Genomic DNA, 17,993 nt, shown 5'->3' with positions numbered 1-17,993 from the left:
CCCCTATCAGATATGCAACCAGGAACCATTCGTCACTTTCAGCACCGCTTTCGTCACTTTCACGGTCACTTGCGTCACTTTCGCGGCCCGATTCAACCCCGGCACATACAAAAGGCCCGCAAAAGGCGGGCTTGACCAACTATTACTTACTATTGACCGCCATGTCCTTCAGCGAACGCCGGAGGATTTTACCGGTGGTGTTTTTCGGCAGTTCGTCGAGGAATTCGATGGATGCCGGGATTTTGTATTTCGCGAGTTTTTCTGCGCTGAAGGCTTTCAGATCGTGTTCCGTCAGGGCGGACCCGTCCTTCTTCACGACATAGGCCTGAATCGCTTCGCCATAGTTGGAGTCCGGCACGCCGACAACCGCGGCTTCAACCACGTCCGGGTGCGTATAGAGCACTTCTTCCACTTCGCGCGGGTAGACGTTGTAGCCGCCGACAATGACGAGATCTTTTTTGCGGTCAACGATGTAGAAGTAGCCGTTCTCGTCGCGACGGGCAAGGTCGCCCGTGTAGAGCCAGCCGTCACGGAGCGCGACCGCCGTCTCTTCCGGCATCTTATAGTAGCCTTTCATGACGTTCGGACCGCGGACGACGAGTTCGCCGACTTCCCCATCCGGCACTTCTTCCCCATATTCGTTAACGACTTTGTTCTCCACATTGATGATGTTCGTGCCAATCGAGCCTGGTACCCGATCGCGGTCGAGCGGATTGAAACAGGTGACCGGGGATGCCTCGCTCAGGCCGTAGCCCTCAGAGATGCGGACATTGAACTTATCCTCAAAGTTGTGGAGCAGTGCGACAGGAAGTGACGATCCGCCGGAAATCGCACGATTGATCGACTTGAAATCTTCCGGGTTCCCTTCCGGATACTGATAGAGGAAGTTGTACATCGTCGGAACGCCGGCGAAAATCGTTGCCTCTTTCTCACGGATGACACGGAATACGTCAGCCGGGCTGAACTTCGGAACGAGCAGCACCTGAGCGCCCCGCAGCAGAGGGGCATTCACCACGACTGTCAGCGCGAACACGTGGAACACCGGAAGTGTCGCGACGACGCGGTCATCCGGGCTGAACTGCAGGTAGTCCGCGACATCACGGGCATTGCAATACAGGTTTTTGTGTGTAAGCATCGCGCCCTTAGGATGCCCGGTTGTTCCGGACGTATAGAGGATGACAGCTGTATCGTCGTCATCCACTTCCACCGCTTCCGCAGGGACGTCGCCAGAAGCAACCACTTTTGTAAACGGTTTCACTTTTCCATGCACATCTTTAGGAAGTGAAGCGATTTTTTCTTCTGTCCCGGGCTCTGTTTCGCAGATCACATAGCTTTCAACCGCCGGGAACGCGGCAGAGGCCTGCTGGATCAGCGGCAACAGCTTGTCCAGTGCGATGACCGCCTTGGCGTCACTGTTGTGGACGATGAACGCGATCTCCTCAGGTGAGTAGATCGGGTTGACCGGCACCGCTGTCGCCCCGATTCGCATCGTAGCATACAGCGAAACGAGGAAGTGCGGTGTGTTGCCAAGCAAGAAGACGACATGGTCCCCCTTGCCGATGCCGCTTTTCTGAAGGCCGGCCGCCAGAAGCCCGACCGTCTGGTCAAACTCTGCGTAAGTCGTGTCTTTCCCCATGAAATGATAGGCAATCTTCTGCGGTTCCTCAAGCGCCGTCTGATGCACGCGCTTCACAAGATTCATAGCCATCCCCCTTGTTTGAATTGAATGAATAGTCATTCACTATCCCCAGTGACTATTATAGAGCAATAATATAGAGCAGACAACCTGTAGTCAGGAAATTTAACATAGCCCTTTCTTCCCGGATGTTGTACTGCTTCCACACAAAAAAAGGACCGCTCAAGCCGGTCCTTTCACATGCGCCAGATAACGCCAGCGGATCAGATAGAAATACAGCAGCTGGATCACCGTGAAGCCGACGAGGACGAGGGCCATCTCGTTCAGGATCGAGATGTCGGCGAATTCCTTCCAGATCGCCTGAAGGGAGATGAAGGCGAATGTGCTGTGGAGCATCGCGATTCCCCAAGGCAGGAAGAATTGCGGGATCAGCTGGCGGTTGACGATCTTGATGAACTCACGCTCTGTCATGCCGAGCCGCTTCAGGACGGCCGCCTGGCGCCTGTCGCGGTCAAGCATCGTGTAAAGCTTAAAGTAGATAAAGCTGCCCGCGGCAAGCAGGAAGACCATGGCGACCAGCAGGCCGGTCAGCAGCAGCAAGTGGAATGTCGACCGGATAATCGAATAGTCGAGCCCCGGGTTCTTAAAGTAGAACGGCAGAGCCTCTCCTTTTTGAATTTCGGACATGACCATCGACTGCTCGATCGAGAGCCCGATGCCGACGGTCCCCTCCCAATCCGGCACATCGAATGCATGGATGCGGAGGAGGTTCTCCTGCTGGGCGGATGCGACTTTAACGAAGTCGGTTTCGCTGACAACGACCGAATTTGTCCCGAGGCTGTAGGCCGGCAGCAGAAGGCCCCCGACTACGCCTTTCACATGGACTTCCACTCCGCTTTCCTCCAGCACCGTCTGGATATCCGCATCCTGCAGCCTGGGGGCGGCTTCCGTTGAATAAGGAAGGAAGATGGCCTCACCAGGACTCAAGCGTACCGATCCCGCGCCAAGCGCTTCCGCGAGCCGGTTGACCTCGCCCTCACGAAGGATATTGATTGGCTGCCCCGAGAAGGAGGATTCTTCCCTGGCGACGGTGAGCGGCACGTGGGTGTACTCGAGACCCGCGTTTTCCAGTTCTTGCATCAGCCCGGTCACATGCTCATATTCATGCGGGTTGCCCTGGAAGCTTTCGTAGACGAGGCCTAGCGGGTTCAGTGCCCGGTATTGTGCCGTATAGGTGGCAAGGCTTGCAAGCGTCCCGACCGACAGGAACGCGACGGTCGAGACAATCGCGACGATAAAGAACATATTCGCGTTGTCCCGGAGTTTCGCCGCGGTCTCGGCAAGCGACACGAGCCGCGCCCGCTTCCAGTACAGGCTTTTCTGGTCCCTGAACAGGTCGAGCAAGTACAGGATCGAGTGCGAGAAGAAATAATACGTCCCGAGCGTGGCCGCTGGCGGGAGCAGCACCGAGAGATACAGGACATTCACCCGCCCGGCAAGCAGCGCCGCCCCGTAGGATGACAGCAGCAACAGAATGCCGGCCGCCGCCCTGCCAGGTGAATAACCGAACGGATCCGCCTCCCCGCCGATCCCCTTCCTGAATTCCGAGATGTCCCGGTTGGCGACAATGTAGGCGGATAGCAGACCGATCATGAGGAACAGGCTAAAAAAAGCGCCCGCTGTCATCAGGAACGGTTCCCAGGAAACATACAGCGGCAAAGCAGGAAGCTGGAGCAATTCGCGGACAATCATGAAAAAGTACTTCGAGAACGCGAACCCGAGCACGATGCCGCTCGCGGTTGATGCGGCACCAAGAAGCAGCATCTCAAGAAGCAGCAGCTTCCCGAGCTGCCGGCGCTCCATGCCGATCTGAAGGAGCACTGCAAATTCACCCGAGCGCGCCTGCATAAACGCACGCATCGAATAAAACAGGAAAAACAGCATGAACACATACAGGATAATGTCCGCCGTGGTCATCCCGATCAGCGTGATGCCGGTGATGAACCGTTCCCCGATGCCCGGATGGAACATGAGCATCGAATAAAGGAAAAACACCATGACTGAAAACACGCTCGCCAGGAAGAACGCTGCGTAGACACGGCGGTTCCGGACGACGTTACGGTAGGCGAACTGACGAAAGGTCATCGACGTTGCCCCCCAGAAGCGACAGCATGTTCAGAATGCGCTGGAAGAACGTCCTTCGGCGGTCGTCCTTGTGGATTTCATTGTAGTAAGCGCCGTCCTTGATGAAGAGCACCCTGTCACAGTAGCTGGCAGCGATCGGATCATGGGTCACCATGATGAACGTCGTCCGGTTTTCGCGGTTGATCGTCCCGAGCAGGTCCAGCACTTCGCGCGCTGCGTTCGAGTCCAGATTCCCCGTCGGCTCGTCTGCAAGGACGATTGACGGCCGGTGGACGAGCGCACGCGCAATCGCAACACGCTGCTCCTGTCCGCCCGAAATCTCATCCGGCCGTTTGTGAAGGATGCCTTCCAATCCGAGGCGTGCGGTGACCGCCTTGACCCGCGCGTCCATCTCCGCGACGGGCAGCAGGTCAAGCGTCAGCGGAAGGACGATGTTTTCCTCGACCGTCAGCATCCGCAGCAGGTTAAAGTCCTGGAAGACGAAACCGAGCTCGCGGCGGCGGAATCGGGCCAGGTCATCCGGCCGGAGCTCCGACGGATCGGTCCCTTTGATGAGCACTCTTCCCGATGTCGGCATGTCAATGCCGGAGATCAGATTCAGAAGCGTCGTTTTGCCGCTTCCGGATGGTCCCATGACGGCAAGGAATTCTCCTTCCTCCACGTCGAAGCTGAGCCGGTCAAGCGCCCGGTGAGTCACTTTTCCCTCATAGATCTTGATGACGTCTTCAATGCTGACGATCGGCATGCGCCTCTTCCTTTCCTTCTTCCTTCTTCTCCCTGAAGAGGACGGATACCGCCGTCCCATTCCCGGGTTCCGACTCGATCTCCAGGCCGTGGCCGAGCTGGTCGCACACTTCCTTTGCGATGAACAGCCCCATCCCTGTCGACTCACCTGTCAGCCTTCCGTTTTCTCCGGTAAAGAACGCATGGGTGACTCGCTTCAGGTCAGAAGCCGGAATTCCGATTCCCTCGTCCCTGACGGTCAGCCGGATTCCGTCCTCTGTCCTGTCCGCGCTAAAGTACACATGTTTCCCTTCACCCTGCGTGTACTTCACGGCATTCGTGATGAACTGGGCAATGATCGTCTTCATCCATTTCGGATCCGTCGTGACGGTGAGTCCCTCTTCGATCGAGGAAGACGGGTAGACCCGGTTTGTGATGAACAGCTTTTTATGCTCCGAAATCACTTCGCGGACAAGCGAGGCAAGGTCCGCACGGGCAATCTGCATGTCCCGCTCGAAGGTACCGAGCCGTGCATTTAACAGGACGGTCTCAAGGCCGCGCCGGATCCGGTCGGCCTCTTCACCGATCGCTTCCCGGTCCACTTCCTCTTCCTGCAGCAGCAGTGAGATGACCGACAGCGGCGTCTTCATCTGGTGCACCCACTGATTCATGAACGTCTCATGACGTTCATTTTCCGAGCGCAGCGCCTGCACTTCCCTCTGGTAAATGCCGTACACTTCATGGCCGAAACGCTCGGCCTCCGAAGTTTCCGGGGATTTCGAGGTCCGAATGAGGAGGTCCTCCATTTTGGCCGGTTGCTTCAGGATCCGGTTGTAGTATGTCCTTCGCCCGATAAAGCGGGCAGTCAGAAAAAGCGTTGTCAGGATGATGACCATGACGACCGAGTAAACAGCGGTATCCACGTTCCGGAAACCGTCCAGCCAATACAGCGACAGGATGAAAACAGTCAGCAGCGCATGAAACACGAGATAGGCCGAATGCTCCCGGAGAAACAGGCGGAGTGCCTTCATGCTTCCCCCGGCGCGGCGTTAAACCGGTAGCCCGCCCCGCGAACTGTCTCAATCTGTGATTGGATGCCGTAGTCGGCAAGCTTTTTTCGCACACGGGTCATATTGACGTTCAGCGTGTTTTCGTCGACGAACGCCTGGTCATCCCACAGTTCCTCAAGGAACCTCTCACGCGATACAACCTTCGGCGATTCGGACAGGAGGAGCTCCAGGATGACGCACTCTTTTTTCTGGAGCGGGATCTCCTGTCCGTGCGCATGCAGTTCCATCCGCTCCGGATACAGCTCCAGCCGGCCGAGGCGGACAGTTCGCTCTTCCATTTTTGGCGCATATTCGCCGAATGACCGGCGCAGATGGCTTCTGATCTTCGCCAGGACGATTTCGTAGTTGAACGGTTTCGTGATAAAGTCGTCCCCGCCGTTTTCCAGCGCAAACACCTGGTCCATCTCGCCGGAACGGGCGGAGATGAACAGGATCGGAACGGTCGTCCGCTGCCGCAGCTGGCGGCACCAATAATAGCCGTCATAGGACGGCAGGTTGATATCAAGCAGGATCAAATGCGGGGAGAACTCGGCCTCCGCCTCCAAGATCCGGTCGAAGTCATCGGCTGTCTTAACGTTGTAATGATATTTCCTTAGCGTCTCGGCAAGGAGCGAGGCGATTTTTCGGTCGTCTTCAATGATGAGGATCCGGTGTTGTTCCACGTTCAGTCCCTCTTTTCCATTTCCGGTTCCAGCCGGATTACTCAGGCCGGAATCCGTGTTTTCACTGCTTTTATGATAGCAGAAAAGGGACCCGGCGTCTGTCGGGTCCCCTTTGTATGGTCTTCCATTAATCAGTAAATCAGGTCGATGAACTCTTGTTTCGTGATGCCGCCGAGCAGCTTCTCGATATCGATGCCCTCGATCGCCTTCTCGATGCCTTCCGTGCTGTACTGCACACCTTTAAGGGCCTCTTCAATCTCGGCCACTTCGCCGACGCCGAAGAAGTCACCAAAGATCGCCGCATCCTCGATCTTGCCTTTGTTCACATCCAGCTTCACATCAATGCCGCCGACCGGGAAGCGTTTCGAGTGGGACATGTTGAACTTGGGTGATTTGCCGTAGTTCCAGTCCCAGTTGCCGTAACGCTTCTCGGACAGCTTTTTGATGTTCTCCCAATCGTCTTCCGTGAGTTCGATGTACTCGATCTTGTCCTTGCCGCCGAAGACCTGCTCGAGGATGTACTGGCGGAACTCTTCAACCGTCATGGGCTCCTCGAGGAACTCGGAGATGTTCGCGACGCGGGACCGGATCGATTTGATGCCCTTGGACTCGATTTTGTCTTTTTTGACCTTCAGGGCGTTCACGACTTCGCCGATGTCCGTATCGAACATGAGCGTGCCGTGGCTGTACATGCGGCCCTGAGTCGAGAACTGGGCGTTACCCGAGATCTTACGGCCTTCGACGAGCAGGTCATTGCGCCCCTGTAGCTCGGCCTTGACGCCGAGGTTGTTGAGCGCGTCGACGACCGGCTGCGTAAACTTCCTGAAGTTGCGGAAGCTCTCGCCATCATCTTTCGTGATGAAGCTGTAGTTCAGGTTGCCGAGGTCGTGGTACACCGCTCCGCCGCCGGAAAGCCGGCGGACGACCTTGATGCCGTTTTTATCCACGTAGCCGGCATCGATCTCCTCGATGGTGTTCTGGTTGCGGCCGACGATGATGGACGGGCCGTTAATGTAGAACAGCAGATAAGAATCCTTATCCGTATCGAATGTATTCAGGATGTATTCCTCGATCGCGAGGTTGATGTACGGGTCGTGGATGCCCTTGTTGTCAATGAATTTCAATGGTTCGACCTCCTGTCATTTTGCTTCATTCAGTTTATCACACACCCCCAAAACGCTCCCGCGATTAGGCTGTCCGAAAGTGTCCGAAACCAATATGAAAAAATATTTATAAAATTAGGTGAAAACCATTGACACCCAAACCACTGTTATAATACACTGTGTACAACAACAGAAGTTGTATAACAAAACTTCATCGAGAGGAGAATGCGGAATGATGGAAAGTGTCGTTGAATTCTTCAAGAACCTGCCTCCGAAAATGTGTGCTGACTGTGGTGAAAAAATCGAGGAGCAACACGAGTGCTACAGCAATAAGTGCGACAAATGCAACTGCAAATAACAACAGCCAACCGACCTTAACGGCGCCCCGGATCTTCTGTCCGGGGCGTTTTTCTTCTGTTTCAAAACAGTTATGAAAGCGCTTTTATAGTACAGATAGATTTATTTTGTATCAGTACAGTTTGTCCCATAGAAAACGGATGAAACAGAGTAAATCGGAGATGAGGCAGTAAATCGTCCGATAAAACGGAAAGTAAGCTTTTACCGCTTTTTCTGTATCCGTTCCATTGAATGAAACCAATCATTCTGTCATTACGTATCCCAGACATACAAGACACGAATGGGAGGAACCACAGTGAAGCCGATCACCAAGAAACGATTTAGGGCCTACCTGATTGACCTGGCCGTATCAACCGCCGCAACTGCAGGCGTCGAATACCTGTTACGGAAGAAAATCAAAAGCGAGGCCTTCCATGCGCTCGTCACCCCGACCGCCGTCATGTGGGCCCTGGAATACGCACAGCTCCGGAACAGCGGCCGGACCATCGGCTACAAGACGATGGGACTGGCCCTTGAAAACGTGGACGGAACCGAACCGACGCCCTGCCAGATCGTCAAGCGAATGGCCTATCGGGACACCATCAGCACATTCCAGTACCTGAAAGACCGGGATGCCTTCGAGGCACAGGACGGGGCGCTGTTCCCTCACGACCGGATTTCAGGGACGGTTGTGAAGGAACAGTGATATAAACTTTCATGGCGTTTTCAGCATCTTAATTAACGAATAAGAAACACTTTGGCAATCGTATAATCAAAGTGTGTTTGACTTTCGAATAGGGGATGGGGATGTTTTCAGCTGACAAGAAATTCACATTATCATTAATAGCCCTACTCTTTTTTCTCGGTATCATCTTCATTTCATATAGTATCTGGGTTGGAGTGGCCGGCATCATTGCCATTTTACTCATGATCCATCTTACAATTGGGTCTCATCGGTTTGTCATTTCAATCTTTATCGCGTTTCTGATCAGTTTTTTCCTATATCAACTAACGAATTCATTCATATATGATTTTGATATATCAAAAGAGGTAAAGGTGCTGGTTAATAGAGGACTACTTCTTATGATTTTTTTAGGCATAAGTATCGTTAACCTATATCTAAATAAGAAAATCACCTTTTTCAATCACAAACCTAAATGGAGTCAATCCATTTCTATGCCATTCCATACAGTTAAACTTTCCCGCTTTATGCTAATTGGGTTAATCGTATCCGTAATAGCCTTTCTCCCTTTTCTTCTTCAACAAGACTCTGCTTTTATTAAATCCATATTATTATTTGCTATCCTCTTCTCGATCATCAACGCCTCACTTGAAGAAATGATTTGGCGAGGCATCATGCTAACCAATTTAATGGAGCACATTTCTGTTATAAATGCCTTAATCATTACAAGCATCGGCTTTGGTTTATTACACGTTATTGTAGGGATTCCATTCATCGTTAGTTTATTATTTTCTTTCGGTGGATTGTTTTACGGTATGGTCGTAATAAAATCAAACAGCATCTTTCCGGCAATCGCACTTCATTTTGTTGTGAATATGGGGATGGTCTTAAGTGGTTTCATACTTTGACCTTTTGACACAGTAAAAGCTCTTGTGCTTTCGTCAGGCCATTGTTTATAAAAATCAAAGGAGCCATCCTGAAGTGATGGCTCCTTTGATTTGTTCACTGCCGACGCAGCGTTGCCCCCCCTTCCTAATTAGAATCATCGGAGGCCGATCCTTTAATCCTGCATTCTACATAATTGCGCTCCATTTGAATGAATAGAGCGCAAACATTAAAAAATTGTTTGAATCACGACTTTTGATTCCTTAAAGAGATCTTTCAACTTTTTTCCATTAACTTCTATAAAATTCAATGCATCATCATCATCTTTATAAATTTGGCTTAATTGTGTTTTTCCGTTCCATAAGGCCCTACCTTCAATAGATTTTGAGATAAAGTACTCCTGTCCTTGATAAAGAAATTCAATTTCACGACCATGTTTAATATGGGCCAGAAGTTCGTTGTAACGGGAATGGTCAGAGGAATTTTTATTATCCATAGAAGACTCTCCTAACGTCAGGGCCTGAAGCCGATGTCATTCCTGACCATACTTTAAACAACTGGAAACAAGCATCAAAACAAAATGTACAGCTCTCCTGATGGTTGTTAAACTCTGATAAATCTCGGCTCGTATTCGGACAAGACTTCAAAGACCTGATCGCCGTTCATGTACAGATGATGCTCCAGTTTCGGGTACGTCTTTCTGTTGATGAGCGGATTGTGATCGAACCATTTCAGGTACTCCGAGTTCAGGACTTTATAGAAATACAGCGAACTCTCGTCTTTTACGGTGGATAGATCCATTTCCTTGCTGAGCAAATCAAACCTGCCATATTCAGTTGAAAACCGATAAGACCAAACGTAATACTCGACAGGCGAAACGGGCTGGTCGTAAATGACTTCGACTTTCGTGTCTGCCAAGTCACTGAACGAGAGTTTCAGGTAATCAAAATGGGTGAGGACTTCAAAAAAACCCAAGTCCCCTAGACTTCTTCCTTTCAAATAAGTGACGGGCTGCCAGGCCTGCAAAATCTCAATAATAGTCCCACCTTTCGATGAATCGTTTGGTATAGCATTCTGGTCCCATACAGAATTTCCCTTTAAATTAAAACTAATAGGAGCCGTCATCTAAGATGACGGCTCCCCGTTATTTCATTTACTGCTCCGATTTCCCGACGCAGCGTTCGCATTCGTGATGGAGGGACTCGACTTTCTCAACGATTTCACAACCGCACTCGACACAGATCTTCCGGGACTTTTCGATCTTCTGCTGGTTTTTCATCATTTAGATCTCCTCCTTATGGGTTTGGGGTTATGCCAGCCGGCCGTATCCCGGCACGGTCAGGAATTCTTCAAAGTCGTCGTTTTCCGTGAGTTCCTTGAACAGGTCGGCGGCTTCCTGGAAACGTCCTTCTGTGAACCGTTCCGCGCCTTCCGACTTTCGGATTTTCCACAGTTCCTCTTGAAGCAGCTGCCGGAATAGGCTTTCTGTGATTTCCCTGCCGTCATCGAGACGTGCCTCCGGGTGGCGGATCCATTGCCAGATCTGCGAGCGGGAGATTTCAGCCGTCGCGGCGTCTTCCATCAGGTTGTTGATCGGGACCGCCCCGCTGCCGCAAAGCCAGGCTGCGATATAGCGGATGCCGACGTTGATGTTCGTCCGGATGCCGCCTTCCGTGATGGTCCCGTCCGGTACTTGAAGCAGATCCCGGCCGGTCACTTGGACGTCTTCCCGCTTCCGGTCCACCTGATTCTGTTCGTCGCCGATGACGGCATTGAACTCCTTCATCGCGACCGGGACGAGGCCGGGATGCGCGACCCAAGTGCCGTCATGGCCGTCGGACGCCTCGCGCCGTTTGTCTTCGGCGACTTTGTTGAAAGCATCTGCGTTGGCTTCTTCATCGCCCTTGACAGGGATCTGGGCCGCCATGCCGCCGATCGCCATCGCGCCGCGCTTATGGCACGTCTTGATGCACAGTTGGGTGTAGGCCCTCATAAACGGCGCTGTCATCGTGACCTGGCCGCGGTCCGGAAGCAGCACACCGTCCTGGTTCCGGAACCGCTTCAGGAAGCTGAAGATATAGTCCCAGCGTCCGCAGTTGAGCCCTGCCGCGTGGTCACGCAGTTCATAGAGGATTTCATCCATTTCGAATGCGGCGAGGATCGTCTCGATCAGGACAGTGGCCCGGATCGTGCCATGAGGGATGGCGAGTCGCTCCTGTGCATAGGTGAAGACATCATTCCAGAGGCGTGCCTCCAGGTGGCTTTCCACCTTCGGAAGGTAGAAATACGGCCCCGTTCCGCGGGCGATCTGTTCTTTCGCGTTGTGATAGAAGAAGAGCCCGAAGTCGAACAAGCTGCCGGACACCGGCTCCCCGCCGACCGTGACATGGCGCTCTTCCAGATGCCACCCGCGCGGTCGGACAATCAGGACCGCCGTCTCGTCGTTCAGTTTATATTCCTTGCCGTCGGACGGACGGGTGTAGGAAATCGTCCGCCGTACGGCATCATGCATATTCTTCTGGCCCTCGATCATGTTTTCCCATGTCGGGGAGGTGGCGTCCTCGAAGCAAGCCATAAAGGTCTTCGCACCGGAGTTCAGCGCGTTGATGACCATCTTCCTCTCGACCGGACCGGTGATTTCCACCCGGCGGTCCTTCAGGTCGTCAGGGATCGGGGCGACTTCCCAATCACCCTCCCTGATCTGTTCCGTCTCTGGAAGAAAGTCCGGTTGCTCCCCCGCATCAAACCTTGCCTGGCGCTCCATCCGCTTTTCCAGCAATTCAAGCCGCCGGTTGTTGAACCGCTCATGCAGTTCGCCGATAAAGCGGAGTACGTCTTCGGTCAGAATCGTATCCGAGGACGGCGTCCGGCCGCCCGTGACATTGACTTGCCGCTCCCTTGCCGTTTCGTTTGTCGTCATGTACACCCGCTCCTTCCCTTATGCGAACTGCGCGGTTTCCGTGGACCCTGCCATCGCGGTTGTCGACGACTGGCCGCCGGAAATGACCTGCGCGACTTCGTCGAAGTAACCGGTGCCGACTTCGCGCTGGTGGCGTGTCGCCGTGTAGCCTTTTTCCTCGCTGGCAAACTCGGCCTGCTGGAGACGGGAGTAGGCTGCCATGCCTTCATCCTTGTACGCATTTGCCAGTTCGAACATGCTGTGGTTCAGCGAGTGGAAACCGGCGAGCGTGACGAACTGGAACTTGTAGCCCATCTTCGCGATTTCGCGCTGGTACTCGGCAATCGTTTCCTTGTCGAGGTTCGCTTCCCAGTTGAATGATGGCGAGCAGTTGTACGCGAGCATCTTACCCGGGAACTTCTCATGGATTGCATCGGCGAACTTTTTCGCTTCTTCAAGAGACGGCTTGGATGTCTCGCACCAGATCAGGTCGGCATACTGCGCGTAGGCGAGGCCGCGTGCAATCGCCTGGTCGATGCCGGCACGTGTGCGGTAGAAGCCTTCCGGCGTGCGCTCTCCTTTGATGAACTCGTGGTCCGCAGGGTCGATGTCGCTTGTGATCAGGTCGGCCGCATCCGCATCGGTGCGGGCGATGATGATGGTCGGGACGCCCATGACGTCTGCCGCCAGACGGGCAGAGATCAGGTTTTTGACTGCGTTCTGCGTCGGGAGAAGGACCTTGCCGCCGAGGTGTCCGCATTTCTTCTCGGACGCGAGCTGGTCCTCGAAGTGGACGCCGGCAGCTCCAGATTCAATCATGCCTTTCATCAGTTCAAAGACGTTGAGCGGTCCGCCGAATCCGGCTTCCGCGTCCGCGACGATCGGCGCGAACCAGTCAAATCCTTCACGGCCTTCCGCGCGGTCGATCTGGTCTGCGCGTTGGAGCGCCTGATTGATGCGCTTGACGACATGCGGCACGCTGTTTGCCGGGTAAAGGCTCTGGTCAGGGTACATATGGCCGGAGATGTTCGCGTCAGCTGCGACCTGCCAGCCGCTCAGGTAGATGGCCTGCAGTCCTGCTTTGACCTGCTGCATCGCCTGGTTCCCGGTGAGTGCGCCGAGTGCGTTGATGAACGGTTGTTCCTGAAGGGATTTCCAGAGCCGTGCCGCTCCGCGCTTTGCGAGCGTATGTTCAATCTGGACGGAGCCGCGGAGGCGGTACACATCTTCCGCCGTGTAAGGCCGTGTGATTCCGTTCCACCGCTCATCCTGCCATCCCATTTCAATCTGTTCGATTTCCGCCTGTTTTGTAGTCATCCGATACACACCTTTCAGAGGGTTTTATTAACGCTGTTATAAAATAGTTCTTTTTGACTGTTTCATAACAGCTGTCTTTGTTGTAACTTACTATATAACAGAATCGTCTTTTTTGTCTGGGTTTTCGGACAAAAGAGGGAAATTCTTTGATGAACATGGGCGGTTCGCCGATGAATGGAGGAGATCAGATGAAAAACGGTGTGTTAGAACAGTTGGCGCAATTTGCTTGTGAGTGGATTCCGGAAAAGGCGGCATTTGCCGTGGCGGCAGACGGCCATTACATTCATCTGGACCAGCGGGGCCTGGACATCCCGCTCGCCACCGGCCATCCCGTCACTCCGGGGGACATTGCCCACCGGGTGTTGCAGACAGGACGGCGCGCGGAAGACCGGCTGTCCTTCCCCGACCGTGACTCTTCCTATTATGGAATCGGCTATCCGGTGGAAATTGATTCGTTGCCGGGTGCCGTGATCATCCTCCTGCCCGAGGAAAAGAAAACGGAGAAGGCCGCCCCGATCCGTTACCTGACCGGCCGCAATGATGAAGACTGGGTGCCGGTCTCCGTCAGCCGCATCACACACATCGAAAGCGCGGACAAGAAAACCTGGTTCTATGCGGACGGGGAAGAATTCGCCTCCACCCGGACACTCAAACAGCTGGAGGCGGAATTGTCGGGCTCCTTCCTCCGGGTGCACCGCTCCTATCTCATCAACACGGACTTCATCAGCCGCATCCGCAAAGACGACTTCACCTCGGGACTCCTCATCACGACATCGGACGGATCGGAAATCCCGGTCAGCCAGACCCATGCCCCCACGCTCAGGAAAGTTCTCGGATTCTGAAATGGAAAACGCCGTTCCGGCATGTCCGGAACGGCGTTTCTCGTACGTAAGATTTTTAATCAATTTCCGCATTCAGCGGTTAGGTTTCGTCATTCGACCGTCTGATTTCGTCATTCATCCAGATCATTTCGTCATTCGCTGGATCCGGCCGTGCGAATGACGAAATTAGGGCCACGAATGACGAAACTGAGGCCTTGAATGACGAGACTCCGACCATGAAGGACGAAACCGTAGATCCGGAATTAAAACATCCTAATCGCAAAAATCCCTTATCACCTTCCCGCCTTACTGTGAAGCTCACGATGCAGCTCCCGTACCTGTTCCGCGAGTTCCGGAACCGGCCCGTCTACTTGAGCATCCCGGATCACTTCCTGTATGGAAAGGTTCCGGACACGCGAAGGAGCGACGCCCAGTTCAGCGAGCCATTCTGCCAGCTGCTGCGAAGAAGAAGCATAGACGATGCGGCCCAAGCCGACCCAGCCGTGTGCCGCGGCGCACATCGGGCAGTGTTCACCGGATGTATAGACGGTCGCCCCGCTTCTTTCTTCGGGTGTCATGTTTTCCGCCGCCCAACGCGCCAGCGCGAATTCCGGGTGCTGGGTATGATCGCCCCCTGCCACGTGGTTATGGTCTTCGGCAAGCACTTCCCCGCCGGCGGAGACAAGGACCGAACCGAATGGCTCGTCCCCTTTCTCCAGCGCTGTTTCCGCCAACTCTACACAACGCCGCAAATGCTTCAAATCCACATCCGTGATCATCTCAATCTCCTCCTTGTTTCCTTTATGTCCATCTTAATAAAGAAACAGATAGAGGACCAACGAAAAATCGGGAACGGCACATAGCCGTTCCCGATTCCCTCATTTCTTATTTCAGTACGTCCATGACAGCGTCTGCCATCGCATCAACAAACAGCGGGTGCGTTTTTGGCATTTCCGGACGGTAGTAGGAAGCGCCGACTTCATCGCAGACGACTTTACACTCGTAGTCATTGTCGTAGAGCACTTCGAGGTGCTCCGCGACAAATCCGAGCGGCGTGTAGACGAATGCCTTGTAGCCGTGTTCCTTGTGAAGGTCGCGCGTCAGGTCCTGGACGTCCGGGCCGAGCCATGGGTCAGGCGTATTGCCCTCGGACTGCCAGCCGACCGCGTAAGTCTTCACGTCAGCCGCTTCCGCAACCAGCTTCGCAGTCTCGTCCAGCTGGTCCGGATACGGATCGCCGTGTTCCTTGATCTTCTCAGGAAGCGAGTGCGCGGAGACGACAAGGCACGCATTTTCGCGTTCTTCTTCCGTCATCGACTCGTATGCTTCACGGATCTTCTCTTCCCAGTACTGGATGAACTTCGGCTGGCGGTAGAAGTCCTTGACGGAATGGATCTGCATATCGCCGAGTTCCGCCGCTTTTTCCTTTGCGCGCTTGGTGTACGACTCGACGGAGAAGGTCGAGTAGTGCGGTGCCAGGACAATTGTGACCGCCTCTGTAATGCCGTCTTCATGCATCTTCTCCACTGTGTCCTCGATGAACGGGTGGATGTGCTTCAGGCCGACATACACCTTGAACTCGATGTCGTCCTGCACTTCGTTGAGCCGCTTGCCGAGTGCTTCAGCCTGCTCGTCGGTCGTCTTGGCGAGCGGGGATATTCCGCCGATCGCCTCGTAGCGGTCCTTCAGGTCCTGGAGCTGCTCCGGCGCAGGCGGACGGCCGCGGCGGATATGCGTGTAATACGGTTCGATGTCTTCTTCCTTATAAGGGGTTCCATAGGCCATGACGAGAAGGCCCATCGTCTTTTTCGCCATTCGTTTCACCTTCCAGTTAAGGAGTTTAGGTTATTTTCTCAGTTGCGCAGAGTACGTGTGGACGAACTCTGTCAGCTTCTTGAGTGTCGCCGGCTGGACGTCCGGGAAGACGCCATGGCCGAGGTTGAAGATGTGCGCGCCGTGTTCGACGCCCTGCTCGACGATTTCCTTCGCCCGTTCTTCGATAACGTCCCAGTCTGCAATCAGGAGTGTCGGGTCCAGGTTGCCCATGACCGGCTTTTGGATGCCGCGCTCCCCTGCTTCTCTGATCGGGAGGCGCCAGTCGAGGCCGACGACATCAACAGGCAGGTCGTTCCATTCATTGGCCAGGTGACTTGCCCCGACGCCGAACGTGATCACCGGAACGCCGGTCTTTTTCACTTCGGAGACGATGCGAGTCATCGTCGGCTTGATGAACCGGCGGTAATCAGCCACGCTCAATGCGCCGACCCACGAGTCGAACACCTGAACAATTTTCGCGCCTGCGGCGATTTGCGCCTTCAGGTAAGCGATGTCCATATCCGCGAGTTTATCCATGAGTGCCTGCCAGGCTTCCGGCTCCGACACCATGAACGATTTTGTGAGGTTGTAGCTGCGGGACGGACCGCCCTCGATCATATAGCTTGCCAAGGTGAACGGCGCACCCGCAAAGCCGATCAATGGCACGTCCAGCTGCTCCTCTGTCAGGATTTTTATGGTCTCAAGCACGTACGGCACCTGTTCTTCGGCATGGAACTCGCCGAGGCGGTCGATATCCGCGCGGGAGCGGATCGGGTTGGAGATCACCGGGCCGACGCCGGACTTGATCTTCACATCCACCCCGATGCCTGCGAGCGGGGTGACGATATCCTTGTAGAGGATCGCCCCATCGACGTTGTACTGGTCGACCGGGAGCTTCGTCACATAGGCACAAAGCTCCGGCTGGTGGGTAATTTCCTCCAGCGAGTACTTTTCCTTCAGCTTCCGGTATTCCGGCTGGGAACGTCCCGCCTGGCGCATAAACCAGACCGGTGTGTGTTCCGTTTTCTCCCCGCGGGCTGCGCGAAGCAGCGTGTCGTTAAACTTGGTCATGTCATGATTCCTACTTTCTTCGTAATCATTCCGTTTTAACTATAGGCTGTCCATCATTTATTGTATAGATTGGAGAGGCAAATGTCATAGAATTTAACCTTTCCCGACACGGTTCGGACATATATCTTGTCAAGGATTGGTCACACTTGTTTTAACCGGCCCGGCTGTGGGAAAATTAATGCAGGATAGGTAGATACGGGAGGTATGTCAAATGAACTTGTACACCACATCCGGTACGCCGGAATTCATGGAGAAAATCAAAGAAAAGCATAACGGGGAAAACATGGTGCTCCTCCACGGTGCGGGGAACTCGCTTCTTCTGCACGAGACGGAGGGCAAGAGCGTTTTCCAGACGCCGAAACGCTATGAAGTGATCGGCGCAAGCGGCCCGCTTGCCAAGCACGGGTATTATATCGTCAACAATATCCCGGTCACCGACGAAGGGCGTCCGATCTTCGAGCATCGCTTCCAGAACCGGGCGAATATGGTCGACGGCCAGCCGGGCTTCCTCACCTTCCGGCTTCTCCGTCCGATCAAGGACGATACGTATCGCGTCGTAACCGCCTGGGAGTCGAAAGACCACTACGAACTGTGGAAGGGTTCGCAGGCATTCAAGAGCGCGCACGACCGGAAAGAACAGCCTACGACGGCAGAGAAAGTACAGCACATCTTCAGCGCGTCCTCTTACATCACTGAATATGAAACAGAAAAGCCGGAAGACGAAAAGATCTGAGCCGGCATCAGGAAACGGCGCCCAGGCGCCGTTTCAGACTGTAGACAAAGTGAGTGAACTACTCCTTGGTCTGCAGTTTTTTCTATTCCTGAAAA

The 17,993-nt window shown here is 54.1% G+C and carries 19 protein-coding genes; 5 read left to right on the top strand and 14 right to left on the bottom strand.

Annotated features, from left to right (window positions below):
* Window positions 1-142: 142 nt before the first annotated feature.
* The 6 genes from DZC51_RS02695 to lplA all read right to left on the bottom strand — a co-directional run bounded on the left by DZC51_RS02695 (window position 143) and on the right by lplA (window position 7,360).
* The gene (locus tag DZC51_RS02695; RefSeq protein ID WP_157293838.1) at window positions 143-1,702 is read right to left on the bottom strand and encodes a fatty acid--CoA ligase family protein; all 1,560 of its coding nucleotides are present in this window, start codon (window positions 1,700-1,702) and stop codon (window positions 143-145) included.
* A 156-nt stretch (window positions 1,703-1,858) separates the two neighbouring features.
* The gene (locus DZC51_RS02690; protein ID WP_157293837.1) at window positions 1,859-3,781 is read right to left on the bottom strand and encodes an ABC transporter permease; all 1,923 of its coding nucleotides are present in this window, start codon (window positions 3,779-3,781) and stop codon (window positions 1,859-1,861) included.
* A complete protein-coding gene (locus tag DZC51_RS02685) occupies window positions 3,753-4,526 on the bottom strand; it encodes an ABC transporter ATP-binding protein (RefSeq protein WP_157293836.1) in 774 nt (257 codons plus the stop codon). The genes DZC51_RS02690 and DZC51_RS02685 overlap by 29 nt, the downstream gene beginning before the upstream one ends.
* Complete coding sequence (locus DZC51_RS02680; RefSeq protein ID WP_157293835.1) at window positions 4,507-5,535, bottom strand: sensor histidine kinase; 1,029 nt, start codon at window positions 5,533-5,535, stop codon at window positions 4,507-4,509. Before DZC51_RS02680 ends, DZC51_RS02685 begins: the two co-directional genes overlap by 20 nt.
* The gene (locus tag DZC51_RS02675) at window positions 5,532-6,236 is read right to left on the bottom strand and encodes a response regulator transcription factor (RefSeq protein ID WP_157293834.1); all 705 of its coding nucleotides are present in this window, start codon (window positions 6,234-6,236) and stop codon (window positions 5,532-5,534) included. Before DZC51_RS02675 ends, DZC51_RS02680 begins: the two co-directional genes overlap by 4 nt.
* Before the next feature lie 131 nt (window positions 6,237-6,367).
* Window positions 6,368-7,360: a lipoate--protein ligase gene (gene lplA / locus DZC51_RS02670; RefSeq protein ID WP_157293833.1), complete on the bottom strand. Its 993-nt coding sequence runs from the start codon at window positions 7,358-7,360 to the stop codon at window positions 6,368-6,370.
* A gap of 211 nt (window positions 7,361-7,571) precedes the next feature.
* On the opposite strand from lplA, the gene yhfH reads away from it, so the two are divergent.
* The 3 genes from yhfH to DZC51_RS02655 all read left to right on the top strand — a co-directional run bounded on the left by yhfH (window position 7,572) and on the right by DZC51_RS02655 (window position 9,265).
* Window positions 7,572-7,697 carry a protein YhfH gene (gene yhfH, locus DZC51_RS02665; protein ID WP_157293832.1) on the top strand — a complete coding sequence of 42 codons (126 nt, stop codon included), beginning with the start codon at window positions 7,572-7,574 and terminating at the stop codon, window positions 7,695-7,697.
* Window positions 7,698-7,991: 294 nt separating this feature from the next.
* Window positions 7,992-8,381, top strand: coding sequence for an RDD family protein (locus DZC51_RS02660; protein ID WP_157293831.1), 390 nt, complete (start codon window positions 7,992-7,994; stop codon window positions 8,379-8,381).
* Window positions 8,382-8,482: 101 nt separating this feature from the next.
* A complete protein-coding gene (locus tag DZC51_RS02655; RefSeq protein WP_157293830.1) occupies window positions 8,483-9,265 on the top strand; it encodes a CPBP family intramembrane glutamic endopeptidase in 783 nt (260 codons plus the stop codon).
* Window positions 9,266-9,471: 206 nt separating this feature from the next.
* On the opposite strand, the gene DZC51_RS02650 is transcribed toward DZC51_RS02655, so the two are convergent.
* From DZC51_RS02650 to aceA, 5 genes are all read right to left on the bottom strand, one after another.
* Entirely contained in the window at window positions 9,472-9,738 is a 267-nt protein-coding gene (locus DZC51_RS02650) for a hypothetical protein (RefSeq protein ID WP_157293829.1), read from the bottom strand.
* 107 nt (window positions 9,739-9,845) lie between these two features.
* Window positions 9,846-10,217, bottom strand: coding sequence for a hypothetical protein (locus DZC51_RS02645; protein ID WP_157293828.1), 372 nt, complete (start codon window positions 10,215-10,217; stop codon window positions 9,846-9,848).
* Between the two features lie 178 nt (window positions 10,218-10,395).
* Window positions 10,396-10,524, bottom strand: a complete 129-nt coding sequence (locus tag DZC51_RS16185; protein WP_008300729.1) for a hypothetical protein — start codon at window positions 10,522-10,524, stop codon at window positions 10,396-10,398.
* A 27-nt stretch (window positions 10,525-10,551) separates the two neighbouring features.
* Window positions 10,552-12,162 (bottom strand): malate synthase A, encoded by a 1,611-nt coding sequence (gene aceB / locus DZC51_RS02640; protein WP_157293827.1) that lies wholly within the window; start codon window positions 12,160-12,162, stop codon window positions 10,552-10,554.
* Window positions 12,163-12,180: 18 nt separating this feature from the next.
* Window positions 12,181-13,458 (bottom strand): isocitrate lyase, encoded by a 1,278-nt coding sequence (gene aceA / locus DZC51_RS02635; RefSeq protein ID WP_157293826.1) that lies wholly within the window; start codon window positions 13,456-13,458, stop codon window positions 12,181-12,183.
* Window positions 13,459-13,646: 188 nt separating this feature from the next.
* Between aceA and DZC51_RS02630 the strand changes: the two genes are divergently transcribed.
* Window positions 13,647-14,300 carry a LytR/AlgR family response regulator transcription factor gene (locus tag DZC51_RS02630; RefSeq protein WP_157293825.1) on the top strand — a complete coding sequence of 218 codons (654 nt, stop codon included), beginning with the start codon at window positions 13,647-13,649 and terminating at the stop codon, window positions 14,298-14,300.
* Between the two features lie 272 nt (window positions 14,301-14,572).
* On the opposite strand, the gene DZC51_RS02625 is transcribed toward DZC51_RS02630, so the two are convergent.
* The 3 genes from DZC51_RS02625 to hemE all read right to left on the bottom strand — a co-directional run bounded on the left by DZC51_RS02625 (window position 14,573) and on the right by hemE (window position 17,165).
* The gene (locus DZC51_RS02625) at window positions 14,573-15,058 is read right to left on the bottom strand and encodes a nucleoside deaminase (RefSeq protein ID WP_157293824.1); all 486 of its coding nucleotides are present in this window, start codon (window positions 15,056-15,058) and stop codon (window positions 14,573-14,575) included.
* Window positions 15,059-15,164: 106 nt separating this feature from the next.
* Entirely contained in the window at window positions 15,165-16,094 is a 930-nt protein-coding gene (gene hemH / locus DZC51_RS02620; RefSeq protein WP_157293823.1) for a ferrochelatase, read from the bottom strand.
* 30 nt (window positions 16,095-16,124) lie between these two features.
* Window positions 16,125-17,165, bottom strand: coding sequence for a uroporphyrinogen decarboxylase (gene hemE / locus DZC51_RS02615; protein WP_157293822.1), 1,041 nt, complete (start codon window positions 17,163-17,165; stop codon window positions 16,125-16,127).
* 211 nt (window positions 17,166-17,376) lie between these two features.
* Between hemE and DZC51_RS02610 the strand changes: the two genes are divergently transcribed.
* Window positions 17,377-17,898 carry an antibiotic biosynthesis monooxygenase family protein gene (locus DZC51_RS02610; protein ID WP_157293821.1) on the top strand — a complete coding sequence of 174 codons (522 nt, stop codon included), beginning with the start codon at window positions 17,377-17,379 and terminating at the stop codon, window positions 17,896-17,898.
* The last annotated feature ends 95 nt before the right edge of the window (window positions 17,899-17,993 follow it).

The organism is Bhargavaea sp. CC-171006 (assembly GCF_009761675.1).
Taxonomy (GTDB): domain Bacteria; phylum Bacillota; class Bacilli; order Bacillales_A; family Planococcaceae; genus Bhargavaea; species Bhargavaea changchunensis.
This window is presented reverse-complemented; position numbering and strand designations above follow the sequence as displayed.

Bases quoted from the DNA above. Each gene is read 5' to 3' on its own strand.
- DZC51_RS02685 (WP_157293836.1), bottom strand. From the start codon at position 4,526: ATGCCGATCGTCAGCATTGAAGACGTCATCAAGATCTATGAGGGAAAA.
- DZC51_RS02625 (WP_157293824.1), bottom strand. From the start codon at position 15,058: ATGATCACGGATGTGGATTTGAAGCATTTGCGGCGTTGTGTAGAGTTG.
- DZC51_RS02650 (WP_157293829.1), bottom strand. From the start codon at position 9,738: ATGGATAATAAAAATTCCTCTGACCATTCCCGTTACAACGAACTTCTG.
- DZC51_RS02630 (WP_157293825.1), top strand. From the start codon at position 13,647: ATGAAAAACGGTGTGTTAGAACAGTTGGCGCAATTTGCTTGTGAGTGG.
- yhfH (WP_157293832.1), top strand. From the start codon at position 7,572: ATGATGGAAAGTGTCGTTGAATTCTTCAAGAACCTGCCTCCGAAAATG.
- DZC51_RS02695 (WP_157293838.1), bottom strand. From the start codon at position 1,702: ATGAATCTTGTGAAGCGCGTGCATCAGACGGCGCTTGAGGAACCGCAG.
- hemE (WP_157293822.1), bottom strand. From the start codon at position 17,165: ATGACCAAGTTTAACGACACGCTGCTTCGCGCAGCCCGCGGGGAGAAA.
- hemH (WP_157293823.1), bottom strand. From the start codon at position 16,094: ATGGCGAAAAAGACGATGGGCCTTCTCGTCATGGCCTATGGAACCCCT.
- aceA (WP_157293826.1), bottom strand. From the start codon at position 13,458: ATGACTACAAAACAGGCGGAAATCGAACAGATTGAAATGGGATGGCAG.
- DZC51_RS02610 (WP_157293821.1), top strand. From the start codon at position 17,377: ATGAACTTGTACACCACATCCGGTACGCCGGAATTCATGGAGAAAATC.
- DZC51_RS02680 (WP_157293835.1), bottom strand. From the start codon at position 5,535: ATGAAGGCACTCCGCCTGTTTCTCCGGGAGCATTCGGCCTATCTCGTG.
- DZC51_RS16185 (WP_008300729.1), bottom strand. From the start codon at position 10,524: ATGATGAAAAACCAGCAGAAGATCGAAAAGTCCCGGAAGATCTGTGTC.
- DZC51_RS02655 (WP_157293830.1), top strand. From the start codon at position 8,483: ATGTTTTCAGCTGACAAGAAATTCACATTATCATTAATAGCCCTACTC.
- DZC51_RS02690 (WP_157293837.1), bottom strand. From the start codon at position 3,781: ATGACCTTTCGTCAGTTCGCCTACCGTAACGTCGTCCGGAACCGCCGT.
- aceB (WP_157293827.1), bottom strand. From the start codon at position 12,162: ATGACGACAAACGAAACGGCAAGGGAGCGGCAAGTCAATGTCACGGGC.